Below are 13,567 nucleotides of genomic sequence, written 5' to 3'. Positions count from 1 at the left end.
TCAATGTGGGTTCTCGGTGAATCCCGATCGCTGACCACGGCGGCCGCTCTGCCTTCACCACCCTGATGACCCTTGGGCGTAGCACCTCTTCACCCGCAGGAGGCACAGATGTCCCGTCCCCAATCCCAAGCCGAGTACCTGGCTCGGCTCGTACCACCCTCGGTCGCCGGCCTCAACCGACGCTCGCTGCTGGCCGGCGCTGCCGGCACCGGCGCGCTGCTCGGCACCGGCCTGCTCGCCGGTTGCGGCGACGACTCCGGTTCCGGGTCGGACTCGAAGGACGTGTCAGTCGGCTCGAACCAGTCCGACCCGAAGCCCAAGGACGTCACCGCCAAGGTCATGGACGGGTTCAAGACCGCGTCCGGCATCACGCCGGCGATCAACACGGTCGACCACAACACGTACCAGGAGAACATCAACAACTACCTGCAGGGCAAGCCGGACGACGTCTACATGTGGTTCGCCGGCTACCGGATGCGCTTCTTCGCCGCCAAGGGCCTGGCCAGCGACATCAGTGACGTGTGGGGCAAACTCTCCGGCTTCTCCGACGCCTTCAAGAAAGCGTCCACCGGGGACGACGACAAGCAGTACTTCGTACCCTCGTCGTACTACCCGTGGGCGATGTTCTACCGCAAGTCGGTGTGGCAGCAGTACGGCTACCAGGTGCCCACGACCCTGGACCAGCTCACCGCGCTCAGCGCGCAGATGAAGAGGGACGGCCTCACCCCGATCGCGTTCGCCGACAAGGACGGCTGGCCGGCGATGGGCACCTTCGACATCCTCAACCTGCGGATCAACGGCTACCAGTTCCACATCGACCTGATGGCCGGCAAGGAGGCCTGGACCTCCGACAAGGTCAAGAAGGTCTTCGACACCTGGGCTGGTCTGCTCCCCCTGCACCAGCCGGACAGCCTCGGCCGCACCTGGCAGGAGGCGGCGCAGTCGCTTCAGCAGAAGAAGAGCGGCATGTACCTGCTCGGCCTCTTCGTCGGCCAGCAGTTCAGCAACGAGGAGCAGAGCGACCTCGACTTCTTCACCTTCCCGGAGATCGACCCGGCGATCGGGGCCAAGGCGCTGGACGCGCCGATCGACGGCTACATGATGGCCCGCAAGCCCAAGAACGAGGCCAACGCCAGAAAACTGCTGGAGTACGTGGGCGGCAAGGACGCCGCGAACATCACGGTGAAGAACGACCCGGCCACCCTCGTCGCCAACAGCAGCGCCGACGTCAGCGGCTACACCGCGTTGCAGAAGAAGGCCGCCGAGCTGGTCGGCTCGGCCACCGAGATCGCCCAGTTCCTCGACCGTGACACCCGGCCGGACTTCGCCTCGACGGTGATCATCCCGGCGATCCAGCAGTTCATCAAGAACCCCAAGGACATCAGCGGGCTCACCTCGTCCATCGAGAACCAGAAAAAGTCGATCTTCACTGACTGACGGCGGAAAGGGGAGGACATCGTGTCCGACCTGCCCCTGATCCAAGCGGATCGCGCCGTGCCGCCGCCGGCCGCGACCACCTCCACGGGTGGTCGTGGCCGTCGTCGGCGGCTACGGCTCCTGTCCCGCACCGACCGCGTGGTCATCACGCTGATGGTGCTCGTCCCGCTGCTGCTCGTCACCGGGTTCGTCTGGCTGCCGGCGGCGGCCACCGTGCTGCTCTCCGGCACCAACTGGGACGGCATCGGCCCCCTCAACGAAATCGAGTTCATCGGCGCCCGCAACTACAGCGACGTGGTGAACAACTATCCGCCGTTCGTGCCGGCGGTCCAGCACAACCTGCTGTGGTTGGCGGTCCTGTTCGTGATCGCCACTCCGTTCGGCATGTTCCTGGCCGTCCTGCTCGACAAGGAGCTGAAAGGCAGCCGCTTCTACCAGACCGCGCTCTACCTGCCGGTGGTGCTCTCGCTGGCGCTCATCGGCTTCGTGTGGCAGCTGCTGTACTCCCGCGACCAGGGCCTGATCAACGCGGTGTTCGGCAGCAACGTCGACTGGTACGGCGACTCCAGCGTCAACATCTGGGCGGTCATGGTCGCCTCCGGCTGGCGGCACGTCGGGTACATCATGCTGCTCTACCTGGCCGGGCTGAAGGGCGTCGACCCGTCGTTGCGGGAGGCCGCGGCGGTCGACGGCGCCTCGGAGAGCCGCACCTTCTTCCGGGTCGTCTTCCCGGTGCTGCGGCCGATCAACATCATCGTGCTGGTGGTGACGGTGATCGAGTCGCTGCGCGCGTTCGATTTGGTCTGGGTGGTCAACAAGGGCCGCAACGGGTTGGAGCTGATCTCGGCGCTGGTCACCCAGAACGTGGTGGGTGAGGCGAGCCGGATCGGGTTCGGCTCGGCGCTGGCGACGATCATGCTGATCGTCTCGCTGGTCTTCATCACCATCTACCTGGCGACCGTGATGAGGGAGAACCGGGAATGAGCACCGCGACCGTCACCCGGCCCACCGAGGGCGAGCCCGAGGCGCCGGCGCGCCGCCGCAAGCTGACCCCGCTGCGGCTGTTGCTGCACGGCTTCCTCATCGTCGTCGCACTGGCCTGGCTCTTCCCGATCGCCTGGGCGGTGCTGACCTCTCTGCGCTCGTACGACTACACCGCCGCCAACGGCTACGTCTCGTTCGGCGGCTGGACCTTCGACAACTACGTCACCGCCTGGCAGACGGCGGAGTTCGGCCAGCACTTCCTCAACTCGGTCTACATCACCGTGCCGGCCGTGCTGCTGACCCTCTTCCTCGCCTCCTGCGTGGCGTTCGTGATCGCCCGGTTCAGTTGGAAGCTCAACATCGTGCTGCTCGGGGTGTTCACCGCGGCCAACCTGCTGCCCCAGCAGGCGCTGCTCATCCCACTGTTCCGGGTGTTCACCGAGGTGCCACTGCCGGAGTTCATGAGCGACTCGGAGCTGCTGTACGACAGCTACTGGGGCCTGATCCTGATCAACGTCGCCTTCCAGTGTGGATTCTGCGTCTTCGTGCTCAGCAACTACATGAAGGCGCTACCGCGCGACCTGTACGAGGCGGCGATGGTCGACGGGGCGAGCATCTGGCGGCAGTACTGGCAGGTCACCATGCCGCTGTGCCGGCCGGCCCTGGCCGCGCTGGCGACCCTTGAGGTGACCTGGATCTACAACGAGTTCTTCTGGGCCACCGTCCTGATGCGCACCGGCGACAAGTTCCCGGTGACCAGCTCACTGAACAACCTGCGCGGCGAGTTCTTCACCGACAACAACCTGGTCTCGGCGGGCAGCGTGCTCGTCGCGATCCCCACCCTGGTGATCTTCTTTATGCTCCAGCGGCACTTCGTCCGGGGCCTGACCTTGGGAGCCTCAAAGGGATGACGATCCTGCACCTGCGCCGCGCGCGGACCAGTTTGGTGCTCGACGCGCGCGGCCCGGGGCTGCCCCGGGTCGTGCACTGGGGCGGCGACGTCGGCGACCTCGACGACGACGGCCTGCGCGAGCTCGTGGACGCGACAGTGCCGCCGGTGGTGCCGAGCAGCTTCGACGAGCCGCCCGTGCTGTCGCTGCTGCCGGAAGCAAGTGCGGGCTGGAGTGGCCGGCCGGGGCTGGCCGGGCACCGCGACGGACGGGACTGGTCCACCTCCTTCCGCCTCGACGGGTTGGACGTGCGCGACGACGGGCCCGGCGCGGCGCTGCTGACCGTGCGGGCGTCGGACCCGGCCGCCGGGCTGACCCTGACCAGCGAGATCATGCTCGACCCGCACGGCCTGCTGACCGTCCGGCACCGGCTGCGCAACGACGGCGACACGGCCTACGAGCTACGGGAGCTGACCCCGGTGCTGCCGGTGCCGGCGGTCGCCACCGAACTGCTCGACCTGACCGGCCGGTGGTGCCGGGAGCGGTCCCCGCAGCGGCACCGGTGGCAGCAGGGCGCCTGGGTGCGCGAGGGTCGACACGGTCGCACCGGTCACGACGCCACACTGCTGCTGGTGGCGGGCACCGCCGGGTTCGGCTTCGGCCACGGCGAGGTGTGGGGGGTGCACACCGCGTGGAGCGGCGACCACGTCACCTTCGCCGAGCGCCGGCCCACCGGCGAGTCGACCCTCGGCGGCGGCGAGCTGCTCTCCCCCGGTGAGATCCGGCTCGGCCCCGGCGAGTCGTACGAGTCTCCGTTGCTCTACGCGGTCTGGTCCGACACCGGGCTGGACGGGCTCAGCGACGTGCTGCACACGCACCTGCGGGCCCGGCCCGGGCACCCGCGCTCCCCCCGCCCGGTGACCCTCAACGTCTGGGAGGCGGTCTACTTCGACCACGACCTGGACCGGCTGCGGGCCCTCGCCGACCGGGCCGCGCAGATCGGCGTGGAGCGGTTCGTGCTCGACGACGGTTGGTTCCGCGGTCGACGCGACGACACCGCCGGCCTCGGCGACTGGTACGTCGACGAGGGCGTCTGGCCCGACGGCCTGCAACCGCTGATCGACCACGTGACCGGTCGGGGCCTTCAGTTCGGTCTCTGGGTGGAGCCGGAGATGGTCAACCCCGACTCCGACCTGTTCCGCGCGCACCCCGACTGGCTGCTGGCCGTACCAGGGCGACTGCCGCCGTCCTGGCGCAACCAGCAGGTGCTCGACCTGGGCCGCCCGGAGGCGTACGACCACGTGCGGGACCGGCTCCACGCGCTGCTCACCGAACACCCCGGCATCAGCTACCTCAAGTGGGACCAGAACCGGGACCTCACCGAGGCCGGGCACCACGGCCACCCGGGGGTGCACGGGCAGACCCTTGCGGTCTACCGGCTCTTCGACGAGTTGCGCAGCCTCCACCCGGGTCTGGAGATCGAGAGCTGTTCGTCCGGCGGGGCGCGGGTGGACCTGGCCATCCTGACGCGCACCGACCGGGTCTGGGCCAGCGACTGCAACGACGCCCTGGAACGGCTCAGCATCCAGCGCTGGACCGGCCTGCTGCTGCCGCCGGAGCTGATCGGCACGCACATCGGCCCGCAACGCTCGCACACCACCAACCGCGTGCACGACCTCGGATTCCGGGCGGCCACCGCACTCTTCGGCCACCACGGCATCGAGTGGGACATCGCCTCGATCAGCACCGACGAGCAGACCGAACTGGCTGCCTGGGTGGCACTGCACAAGCGGCTGCGCCCGCTGCTGCACGCCGGCCGGGTGGTCCGGGTCGACCACCCCGACCCGGCCGTCTGGGCGCACGGCGTCATCGACCACGACGGCACCCGAGCGGTGTACGCGGTGGCGCGGCTGGCCACCTCCGCGACGCCGTACCCCGGCCCCGTCCGGCTGCCGGGCCTGGACCCGGACCGCCGTTACCGGGTGCGGCCGGCATCCGACGTGCCGGCGCCGGCGACCATCGACCGGTCCGCACCGGGCCGGCTCGCGGGCGGCGTCGTCCTGAGCGGGGCGGCACTGGCCCGGATGGGTGTCCAACTGCCCGCGCTGCACCCGGAGCAGAGCGTGGTGCTGGAGGTCGACGCCGTCGACTGAAAAGATTCTGGAGATTCTTCGGGCGGGGTGTCGAGAACGGCGCTGGCTGCTTCTACCTCAGGGTGAGAGCACCGAGGACGGTGCACAGCTGTGAGGAGCAAACCATGAAGTACATGCTGCTGATGCAGTTCAGCGCCGCCGGGACCGACTTCCCGAGCATCGACACCTGGACGCCGGCGGAGGTCCAGGCGCACATCGCGTTCATGGGCGAGGTCAACGAGAAGCTCACCGCCGCCGGGGAGTGGGTCGACGGGCAGGGTCTCGGCGGCCCGCAGCAGGCCCGGATCGTCCGCGCCGGGGAGGGCGGCGCGCCGGTGGTCACCGAGGGGCCGTTCGCCGAGACGAAGGAGTTTCTCGCCGGCTTCTGGATCGTGGACTGCGACAGCCCGCAGCGGGCGGTGGAGCTGGCCGCGCACATCTCCACCGCGCCCGGCCCCGGCGGACGGCCGCTGAACATGCCGATCGAGGTGCACCCGGTGATGTCCGCCCCACCGCAGGAGCTGTGAACGCTGACCACCGATCCCCACGCCGAGGACCTGCTGCGCGAGCTGGCGCCGCAGGTCCTCGGCGTGCTCGCCCGCCGTTTCGGTGACTTCGCCACCGCCGAGGACGCAGTGCAGGAGGCCCTGCTGGCCGCCGCGACCCAGTGGCCGGTCGACGGGCTGCCGGCGAATCCGCGCGGCTGGCTGATCCAGGTCGGTTACCGCCGGATGATCGAGCTGATCCGGGGCGAGCAGGCCCGGCGCCGACGGGAGGACCTGGTCGCCCGTCGGGACCCGGACGACCAGCGGTACGCACCCGCCGCCGACGACGAGTTGACCGCCGAGCGGGACGACACCCTGGTCCTGCTCTTCCTCTGCTGCCACCCGGCGCTCGCCCCGACGTCGGCCGTGGCGCTGACCCTGCGCGCCGTCGGCGGACTGAGCACCGCCGAGATCGCCCGCGCGTTCCTGGTGCCCGAGGCGACCATGGCCCAGCGGATCAGCCGTGCCAAGCAGCGCATCCGCGCGTCCGGGCTGTCGTTCCGGATGCCCGAGCCGGAGGAGCGGTCCGACCGGCTGGCGGCCGTACGGCAGGTGCTCTACCTGGTCTTCACCGAGGGGCACACCAGCACCACCGGCCCGGACCTGCGCCGGATCGACCTCGCGGCCGAGGCGATCCGGCTGACCCGCGCACTGCACGCGTTGCTGCCCGACGACAGCGAGTCGGCCGGTCTACTGGCGTTGATGCTGCTCACCGAGGCGCGCGGCCCGGCACGGACCGGGCCGTCCGGCGAGCTGATCTCACTGGCCGACCAGGACCGCGGCCGCTGGGACGCGACGGCGATCGCCGAGGGCGTCGCCCTCGTCACCCGGGCGTTGCCGCGTGGGCCGGTCGGCCCGTACCAGGTACAGGCCGCCATCGCCGCCCTGCACGACGAGGCAACGAGCACCGAGCAGACCGACTGGCCGCAGATCCTGGCGCTCTACGAGGTGCTGGAACGGCTCGTCGGCAGCCCGGTGGTGGCACTCAACCGGGCCGTGGCAACGGCCATGGTGCACGGGCCGGCAGCGGGTCTCGCCGCCCTCGACGCCCTGGCCGACGACCCCCGGTTGGCCGGGCACCACCGGCTGCCCGCCGCCCGCGCCCACCTGCACGAGATGGCCGGTGACCGCGAGCAGGCGATCGTCGACTACCGGGCCGCCGCCGCGCGGACGAGCAGCCTGCCCGAGCAGCGCTATCTCACCATGCGAGCGGCCCGGCTCGCCGCCGAGTCCGTCGATCTCCCGTAACGACAGGGATCAACTCGTCCCGCGCGGCGTGATCCAGGCAGCTTCACCCGCCACAGTGGGCAATCTTGGACAGTTTCCGTTAGCGCGGAACGGAAAGTGTCCAAGATCTACCCTGCCACCCCTGCCAGCCCTGCCCCCAGCCCTGTCGCGGACCCCAGCGCGAGGAAACGGCCCAGGGCGGCGGCGCGACCGACGACGGCGCAGCCGCAGCGGTGGGCGGCGGGGATGCCACACGGACGCCACGCGACGGTTGGCTTGACATCAACCTGAGGTGGGGCAGGTCGGCGGGGCAAGGACAGCGCCGGCACTAGCCTGGGCGACGACGACGGGTTCATCTACCACGAAGGACCAAGGGGACGCATGGCGTACGTGCTGCTGGGGATTGCCATTCTCGCCGAGGTGGTGGCGACCAGCCTGATCAAGAGCACAGCCGGGTTCAGTCGGCTCTGGCCGACGGTGGCGTGTCTCGGTGGCTACGCGCTGGCGTTCCTCCTGCTGGCCCAGGCCGTCAAGGAGATCCCGGTGGGCGTCGCGTACGCCCTCTGGTCGGGTCTGGGCACCGCGGCCATCGTGGCGATCGGGGCGGTGTTCCTGGGTGAGTCGGTGGGGCTCGCCAAGCTCACCGGCATCGCGCTGATCATCGCCGGGGTGGTCATCGTGAACCTGACCGGGGAGCACTGACCAGGACGGTTCCCGGTGGCCGGGTCCGACGCGGACCCAGCCACCGGTGCGACGGTCAGCTCGCCGTGCAGCTCACCGCCGGCAGGCTGTTGGTGCCGGTCCAGCCGCCGATGAATCCGAAGGTGGTGCTGGCACCGGCAGCCAGTCGGCCGTTGTAGTCCACGTTGCGGGCGGTCACGGTGGCCCCGCTGCTGGTCACTGTCGCGCTCCAGGTCTGGCTGACGCTCTGGCCGTTGGCGAACGTCCACCGGGTGGTCCAGCCCGTGATCGCGGCGCTGCCGGCGGTCACCCGCACCTCACCCTGGAAGCCGCCCTGCCACTGGCCGGTCACCGTGTAGGTCGCCGTGCAGCCACCCGCAGGTGGAGGCGTGGTCGGGGGCGGCGTGGTCGGGGGCGGCGTGGTCGGCGGAGGCGTCGTGGGCGGCGGGGTGGTCGGCGGCAAACTGCTGAAGACGCTGGCCTCCCGGGCCGTTTGCCGGATGCCGTTGGTGCCGTTGAAGAGCCGCTGACCCCAGGTGGTCAGGTTGGCCGGGTTGAACGAGGTGGCCAGGTCGAGATATTCCACGCCGCCGCCGTTGCCACTCCACGACCAACCGAGCCAGCCGATCCCGTTCGCCTGGCTGTAGGCGAGGATGGTGTCCTCGTCCGGGTCACCGTCGGAGTGGTTGAAGCCGAACTCACCGACCACGATGGGCAGCCCCGCCGAGCGGAAACGGCCCAGATAGTCGCTGATCTCCGCGGCGGTGTCGAAGACCCCGTACATGTGGATGGAGAAGACGGTGTTGCGGGCCGGGTCCGCGGCGAAGACCGACGCGGCGTTGTCGCGCATGGTGAACGACCAGTCCTGTCCCCAGTTCGGGGCGTCCACCATGATCGTGTGGGTCAGCCCGCCGGCACGCAGGCGCTTGATCGCGTTGGCGTTGTCGGTGGCCCAGGAAGCGTAGTTCTGATTGCCGTACGGCTCGTTGCCGATGTTGACGATGACGAATCTTTCCTGGCCGGCGAGGACGTCGGCGAGACTGAGCCAGTAGTCGACCGCGCGGTCGAGAGTGATGGCGCCGCTCTGTTCGCCGTACCCGGTGGTGTCGTGCACCTCCAGCACGCAGATCAACCGGTTGCCCTTGCACGTCGAGATGACGTTGGCGACGTCGGCGTTGGTGTTGCGCGTCCACCGGTCGCCGCTGGAGAGCACCACCCGCACGGTGTTCGCGCCGAGCGCCTTGACGTCGGCGAACGAGCTGGTCTGCTGCGGATACCAGGTGTGGGCGTGGTTGACGCCGCGCATGACGAATTCGGTGCCGTTGGCGTCGTACAACCTGCCGTTCGCGACGGAGAAACCAGCCGCGGCATGCGCCGGCTGGCCGAATGCCAGCACGGCGACGAGCAACGCGAGCAGGGCCGCCGCGACGGCGGAGAGTCGAGTCTTCATGGCCTTCCTCAGGGAGGACCCCCGGTGCCCGACAGGGGTGGGACGTGACAGGGGAAGGCGGCTGCAGCCCGGCAGCCGCGCCCGGATCCCGGCGCGCAGGCATCAGCGTAGGACGATGGCTTGGCCACCGCAACCGGTTCAGTTGGCAGGCTCCGAGCCCAGACAGCCGCAACGGCCCACGCGAACGCGGGCCGTCACGGGGCGATCATCCCCACCACAGGATGTGCGCCACAGCCGGCTCTTAACCGGTTAAGAGCGACGGTAGGCAGGTCGCCGCGATCCGTCAAGCAGCACCGGCGTCGAACCGGACGGGAGGGTTGACGGCCGCCGACCTGGGTATCCCGGGAACGATCCGTCGGTGAAAGGGGATACAGGATGGTCAGCGTCGGTTACACCCTGATGGGCGAGCAGGCCGGTCCCAAGCAACTGGTGGACCACGCGGTACGCGCCGAGGCCGCCGGCTTCGACCAGCTCGTGATGTCCGACCACTACTACCCCTGGCTGGATTCGCAGGGCCACTCGCCGTACGCCTGGTCGGTGCTCGGCGCGGTCGCCCACGCCACCTCCCGCGCGGAGCTGATGTCCTTCGTGACCTGCCCGATCCGCCGCTACCACCCGGCCGTCGTGGCGCAGAAGGCCAGCACGATCGGCGCGCTCTCCGACGGCCGGTTCACCCTCGGCCTCGGTGCGGGCGAGAACCTGAACGAGCACGTGGTCGGCGGGTGGCCGCACGTGCAGCAACGCCACGAGATGTTCGAGGAGGCGTTGCAGATCATCCGGCCGTTGCTCAACGGGGAGACGCTGACCTTCTCCGGCAACCACTTCGACGTGCCCGACGCCTACATCTGGGACCGGCCGGAGCGGCCGGTGCCGATGGCCGTCGCCGCGTCCGGTCGACAGTCCGCGACGCTGGCCGCCGAGTACGGCAACGGCATCATCTCCACCGAACCCGACCGGCACATCATCGAGATGTACGACGACGCCGGCGGCGCCGGTCAGCCCCGCTACGGACAGGTGGCCATCTGCTACGGCCCCGACGAGGCGGAGTGTCGCAAGATCGTGCACGACCAGTTCCGCTGGTTCGGGATGGGTTGGAAGGTCAACGCCGACCTGCCCGGGCCGGACTCCTTCGCCGCCGCCACCCAGTTCGTCCGGGAGGAGGACGTCGCCGAGGGCGTCCCCTGCGGCCCGGACGTGGACGCGCACGTGGAGGCGTTCCGCAAGTTCGTCGACGCCGGCTTCACCCACGTGGCGATCATCCAGGTCGGTGGGGAGACCCAGCCCATGTTCCTCGACTGGGCGCAGGAGCAGTTGCTGCCCCGGTTGCGCGAGCTGTGAACCCGACCGGTGAGTCGGAGGAGTCGACCCGTCTGACGCCCGCAGGCCGGTTCGGCCCGGCCGAGCTGCGGCTCGCCATGGCCGCTCCCCGGTCGGCCTCCGGGCTGACCAGCGAGTGGCGGCTCGTCGACGGACTGCGCACCCACACCCGGCGCGGGGCCGACCCGGGCACCGGGGCGCCTCCCGTGGTGCTGCTGCACGGCCTGGCGGTCTCGCACCGGTACCTCACCGCGCTGGCCGTCGCGCTCTCCCCCACCCACCCGGTGTACGTGCCGGACCTGCCCGGCTTCGGGCTGAGCGAGCACCCGCGGGGCGCGTACGACGTGGTCGCTCACGCCGAGCACGTGGCCGCCTGGCTGGCCGCGTACCGGTTGCCGCCGGTCTGCCTGCTCGGTCACTCGTTCGGCGCGGAGGTGGCCGCCGCGCTCGCCGCGAACCACCCGGACGCGGTACGCGCTCTGGTGTTGGCCGGACCGACCGCTGACCCGTCTGCGCGGTCCCGCACGGCCCAGTTCGGCCGCTGGCTGGTGGACTGCCTGCGCGAAGCGCCGTTGCAGGCGCCGATCCTGGTCCGGGACGTCTGGAACGCCCGGCCCTGGCGGGTCTTCGCGACGTTGTCGCACTCGGTGCACAACGCGATCGAGGCGGACCTCGTCCGCGTCACCGCGCCCACCCTCGTCGTGACGGGTGAGCGCGACCCGGTCGTACCGGCACCGTGGCGGGACGAGGCGGCCCGGCTGGTGCCGGACGCCGACCTGGTGGTCGTCCCCGGCGCCGCGCACAACGTGGTCACGACGGCCCCGACGCAGGTGGCGGACGCGTGCCGCCGCCTGCTCACCCCTCATCCCGCACTCCTGGACAGGTGACGCTCATGCGCTTCGGCAACGTGGAGATCCGCCCGCTCGGTGGTGGCCTCGGCTGCCTCCTGATGATCCTCTTCTCGATCCTCGCCTCGGTGGTGCTCACCGTCCTGCTCAACCTGGTGCTCTGAGGCGTCCGCGCCTCGGCGCTGCCACTGTCAGCGGCGTCGCTCGGCGCGTGACGGTCAGCGGCGCAGGCCCAGGGCGCTGAGCACCTCCCGGTAGGCCAACCGGGCCGGGTCGAGCACCGCGCGGCGGATCCAGCGGGCCACCGGTACGACGGTGGCCCGCCAGGCCACCCCGAGCCCGTGCGCCACCGGCACGACAGTCACCGACCAGACCCACCGGACACCCCGCAGCAGCGGGAGCACAGTGTGCCGCCACACCCAGCGCAGCCCACGCCCGAGCGGGCTCAGCAGCAGGCGGTGGAGCAGCCGCAGCACCCGTCCGGCCGCCCGCCACGCGCCCAGCACCGCGGCGACGACCAGCCGGCCGAACCCCACGGCGACCCACCAGATCCCCCGGACCAACCCGACGAGCGCGGCGCGCACCGCCCCGGCCAGCACGCCGACGCCCCGCCACAGCAACCGTCCGACGGGGGTGAGCGCCACGCCCAGCCAGCGCAGCGGCGGCAGGACCAGTCGTTCGACGAGCCAGACCAGCGGCGCCCAGACTAGCGTGGCGACAACCCAGGCGATGCCGTACGCCAGCCACACCAGCGGTTGCCAGATCAGGGTGCGGGCTGCCCATGCGAGACCTCGCCCCAGCCAGACCAGCGGGAGCCAGACGAGGGTCAGGGCCACCCAGCGCAACGGAAGCCAGAGAAGGTTGCGGGCGCACCAGACCAGCGGGACCCAGAGGAGTCGGTGCAGCGCCCAGGACAGCGGGGACAGCAGCCACCGGTGCAGGAACCGGCCGACGGGGCTGAGCAGGCTCCGGTACATCAGCCGGCCGGCAGCCGCGATCAGCTCCCAGAGCAGGCGTACCGGCAGCACCACGACCAGCGCCACACCCCGCGCGACGGCCGCGACGAGCGGGAGCGCGACGGCGGCCGGCTCTGCCGTGTCCACAACCGACGGTGTCGGACGCACCACCGTTGGTGCGCCACGGTTTTCGCTCGGCGGCCCGGGCAGCGGCGAGTGGGCGATGGGACGGTCGGTCACGGTGGGCACGGTAACCGGTCCGTGCCAGGCCTCAGGTGTCGGTTGCGGCCGGGCCGAGGTCGAGCGTGGTCAGCAGCGGATAGTGGTCCGAGGCGGTGTCCGCCGTCGCGCCCCGGATCACCCGGCACTCCCCCGCCCGCTGCGCCACCGCCCGGGTGCCGAGCAGGTAGTCCAGCCGCATACCGGCGAACTCGGCCCCGCCGAACCGGGTCGGAACGGTGTGGCCGTCAGCCTCCGGTGCCCCGACGTTGCACGACGGCCACAGGTCGACCAGGTCGGCGGCGAGCAGCCGGGCAATCGCGCGGGTGTCCACGGCGCCACCGCGCCGGCGCAGGTGCCGCCGCCGGTAGAGGGCGGGCATGGCGGCCAGTTGAGCGGTGTGGTCGACAGTCGGGTCGAGCGAGTTGAGGTCACCGGCGATCAGCGCCAACTGCCCGGGGGTACGCCGCAGCGCGGCGACCAGCCAGTCGACCTCCATCCGCCGCCGTCCCCCCGAATACGGGTAGAGGTGCGTGCCGAACACGGTGAACGGGCCGGCGGAGGTGGCCACCACGACCCGGGCCGCGCCGTGGTGGAACGGCCGGCGCAGCGTCCCCGCGTCGACGACCCGGTACGGAGGCCGGACCAGCACCGCCACCGGCTGCCCGAAGCAGGACCGGGCCAGGTGGGGTGTCATCCCCACCCGGCCCGCCACTGTGGCCATCAGCCCGTCACGGTCGAAGCCGCGCAGCTCCTGGAGGGCCAGCACATCAGGTGCCTGCTCGTTGGCGACCTGAACCACCTGATCCAGCCGGCCGGGGCCGCCACGATCCTGACCGCCGGTGCGGATGTTCCACGTCATCACCCGCAGCACGGCGGCG

General features: G+C 70.7%; 12 protein-coding genes. 9 read left to right on the top strand and 3 right to left on the bottom strand.

What is annotated here, in order from left to right; genetic code table 11:
• Nucleotides 1-108: 108 nt before the first annotated feature.
• From KBX46_RS24975 to KBX46_RS24945, 7 genes are all read left to right on the top strand, one after another.
• The gene (locus tag KBX46_RS24975) at nucleotides 109-1,437 is read left to right on the top strand and encodes an ABC transporter substrate-binding protein (protein ID WP_088946925.1); all 1,329 of its coding nucleotides are present in this window, start codon (nucleotides 109-111) and stop codon (nucleotides 1,435-1,437) included.
• A 21-nt stretch (nucleotides 1,438-1,458) separates the two neighbouring features.
• A complete protein-coding gene (locus KBX46_RS24970) occupies nucleotides 1,459-2,421 on the top strand; it encodes a carbohydrate ABC transporter permease (protein WP_088946924.1) in 963 nt (320 codons plus the stop codon).
• Nucleotides 2,418-3,332 carry a carbohydrate ABC transporter permease gene (locus KBX46_RS24965; RefSeq protein ID WP_210794276.1) on the top strand — a complete coding sequence of 305 codons (915 nt, stop codon included), beginning with the start codon at nucleotides 2,418-2,420 and terminating at the stop codon, nucleotides 3,330-3,332. The genes KBX46_RS24970 and KBX46_RS24965 overlap by 4 nt, the downstream gene beginning before the upstream one ends.
• Entirely contained in the window at nucleotides 3,329-5,464 is a 2,136-nt protein-coding gene (locus tag KBX46_RS24960) for an alpha-galactosidase (RefSeq protein ID WP_210794275.1), read from the top strand. The genes KBX46_RS24965 and KBX46_RS24960 overlap by 4 nt, the downstream gene beginning before the upstream one ends.
• 104 nt (nucleotides 5,465-5,568) lie before the next feature.
• Nucleotides 5,569-5,970, top strand: a complete 402-nt coding sequence (locus KBX46_RS24955) for a YciI family protein (RefSeq protein ID WP_088946921.1) — start codon at nucleotides 5,569-5,571, stop codon at nucleotides 5,968-5,970.
• Between the two features lie 3 nt (nucleotides 5,971-5,973).
• On the top strand, nucleotides 5,974-7,236 hold the full coding sequence (locus KBX46_RS24950) for an RNA polymerase sigma factor (protein ID WP_210794309.1): 1,263 nt from the start codon (nucleotides 5,974-5,976) through the stop codon (nucleotides 7,234-7,236).
• 360 nt (nucleotides 7,237-7,596) lie between these two features.
• Nucleotides 7,597-7,917, top strand: a complete 321-nt coding sequence (locus tag KBX46_RS24945) for a multidrug efflux SMR transporter (RefSeq protein ID WP_099851579.1) — start codon at nucleotides 7,597-7,599, stop codon at nucleotides 7,915-7,917.
• Between the two features lie 55 nt (nucleotides 7,918-7,972).
• Here KBX46_RS24945 and KBX46_RS24940 read toward each other — a convergent pair whose 3' ends face one another.
• A complete protein-coding gene (locus tag KBX46_RS24940) occupies nucleotides 7,973-9,346 on the bottom strand; it encodes a cellulase family glycosylhydrolase (RefSeq protein WP_210794274.1) in 1,374 nt (457 codons plus the stop codon).
• Between the two features lie 375 nt (nucleotides 9,347-9,721).
• On the opposite strand from KBX46_RS24940, the gene KBX46_RS24935 reads away from it, so the two are divergent.
• Nucleotides 9,722-10,684: a TIGR03557 family F420-dependent LLM class oxidoreductase gene (locus tag KBX46_RS24935; protein ID WP_099851576.1), complete on the top strand. Its 963-nt coding sequence runs from the start codon at nucleotides 9,722-9,724 to the stop codon at nucleotides 10,682-10,684.
• Nucleotides 10,681-11,550: an alpha/beta hydrolase gene (locus KBX46_RS24930; RefSeq protein ID WP_308159687.1), complete on the top strand. Its 870-nt coding sequence runs from the start codon at nucleotides 10,681-10,683 to the stop codon at nucleotides 11,548-11,550. The genes KBX46_RS24935 and KBX46_RS24930 overlap by 4 nt, the downstream gene beginning before the upstream one ends.
• Before the next feature lie 179 nt (nucleotides 11,551-11,729).
• On the opposite strand, the gene KBX46_RS24925 is transcribed toward KBX46_RS24930, so the two are convergent.
• Together KBX46_RS24925 and KBX46_RS24920 are read right to left on the bottom strand one after the other, a co-directional pair.
• Nucleotides 11,730-12,707, bottom strand: coding sequence for a hypothetical protein (locus KBX46_RS24925; protein ID WP_210794273.1), 978 nt, complete (start codon nucleotides 12,705-12,707; stop codon nucleotides 11,730-11,732).
• Between the two features lie 31 nt (nucleotides 12,708-12,738).
• Nucleotides 12,739-13,560: an endonuclease/exonuclease/phosphatase family protein gene (locus KBX46_RS24920; protein WP_210794272.1), complete on the bottom strand. Its 822-nt coding sequence runs from the start codon at nucleotides 13,558-13,560 to the stop codon at nucleotides 12,739-12,741.
• Between the last annotated feature and the right edge of the window lie 7 nt (nucleotides 13,561-13,567).

The organism is Micromonospora sp. C81, assembly GCF_018070425.1.
Lineage (GTDB): Bacteria > Actinomycetota > Actinomycetes > Mycobacteriales > Micromonosporaceae > Micromonospora > Micromonospora zamorensis.
This window is presented reverse-complemented; position numbering and strand designations above follow the sequence as displayed.

Coding starts and splice junctions, on each gene's coding strand:
- KBX46_RS24975 (WP_088946925.1), top strand. CDS start 109: ATGTCCCGTCCCCAATCCCAAGCCGAGTACCTGGCTCGGCTCGTACCA.
- KBX46_RS24965 (WP_210794276.1), top strand. CDS start 2,418: ATGAGCACCGCGACCGTCACCCGGCCCACCGAGGGCGAGCCCGAGGCG.
- KBX46_RS24960 (WP_210794275.1), top strand. CDS start 3,329: ATGACGATCCTGCACCTGCGCCGCGCGCGGACCAGTTTGGTGCTCGAC.
- KBX46_RS24955 (WP_088946921.1), top strand. CDS start 5,569: ATGAAGTACATGCTGCTGATGCAGTTCAGCGCCGCCGGGACCGACTTC.
- KBX46_RS24945 (WP_099851579.1), top strand. CDS start 7,597: ATGGCGTACGTGCTGCTGGGGATTGCCATTCTCGCCGAGGTGGTGGCG.
- KBX46_RS24940 (WP_210794274.1), bottom strand. CDS start 9,346: ATGAAGACTCGACTCTCCGCCGTCGCGGCGGCCCTGCTCGCGTTGCTC.
- KBX46_RS24935 (WP_099851576.1), top strand. CDS start 9,722: ATGGTCAGCGTCGGTTACACCCTGATGGGCGAGCAGGCCGGTCCCAAG.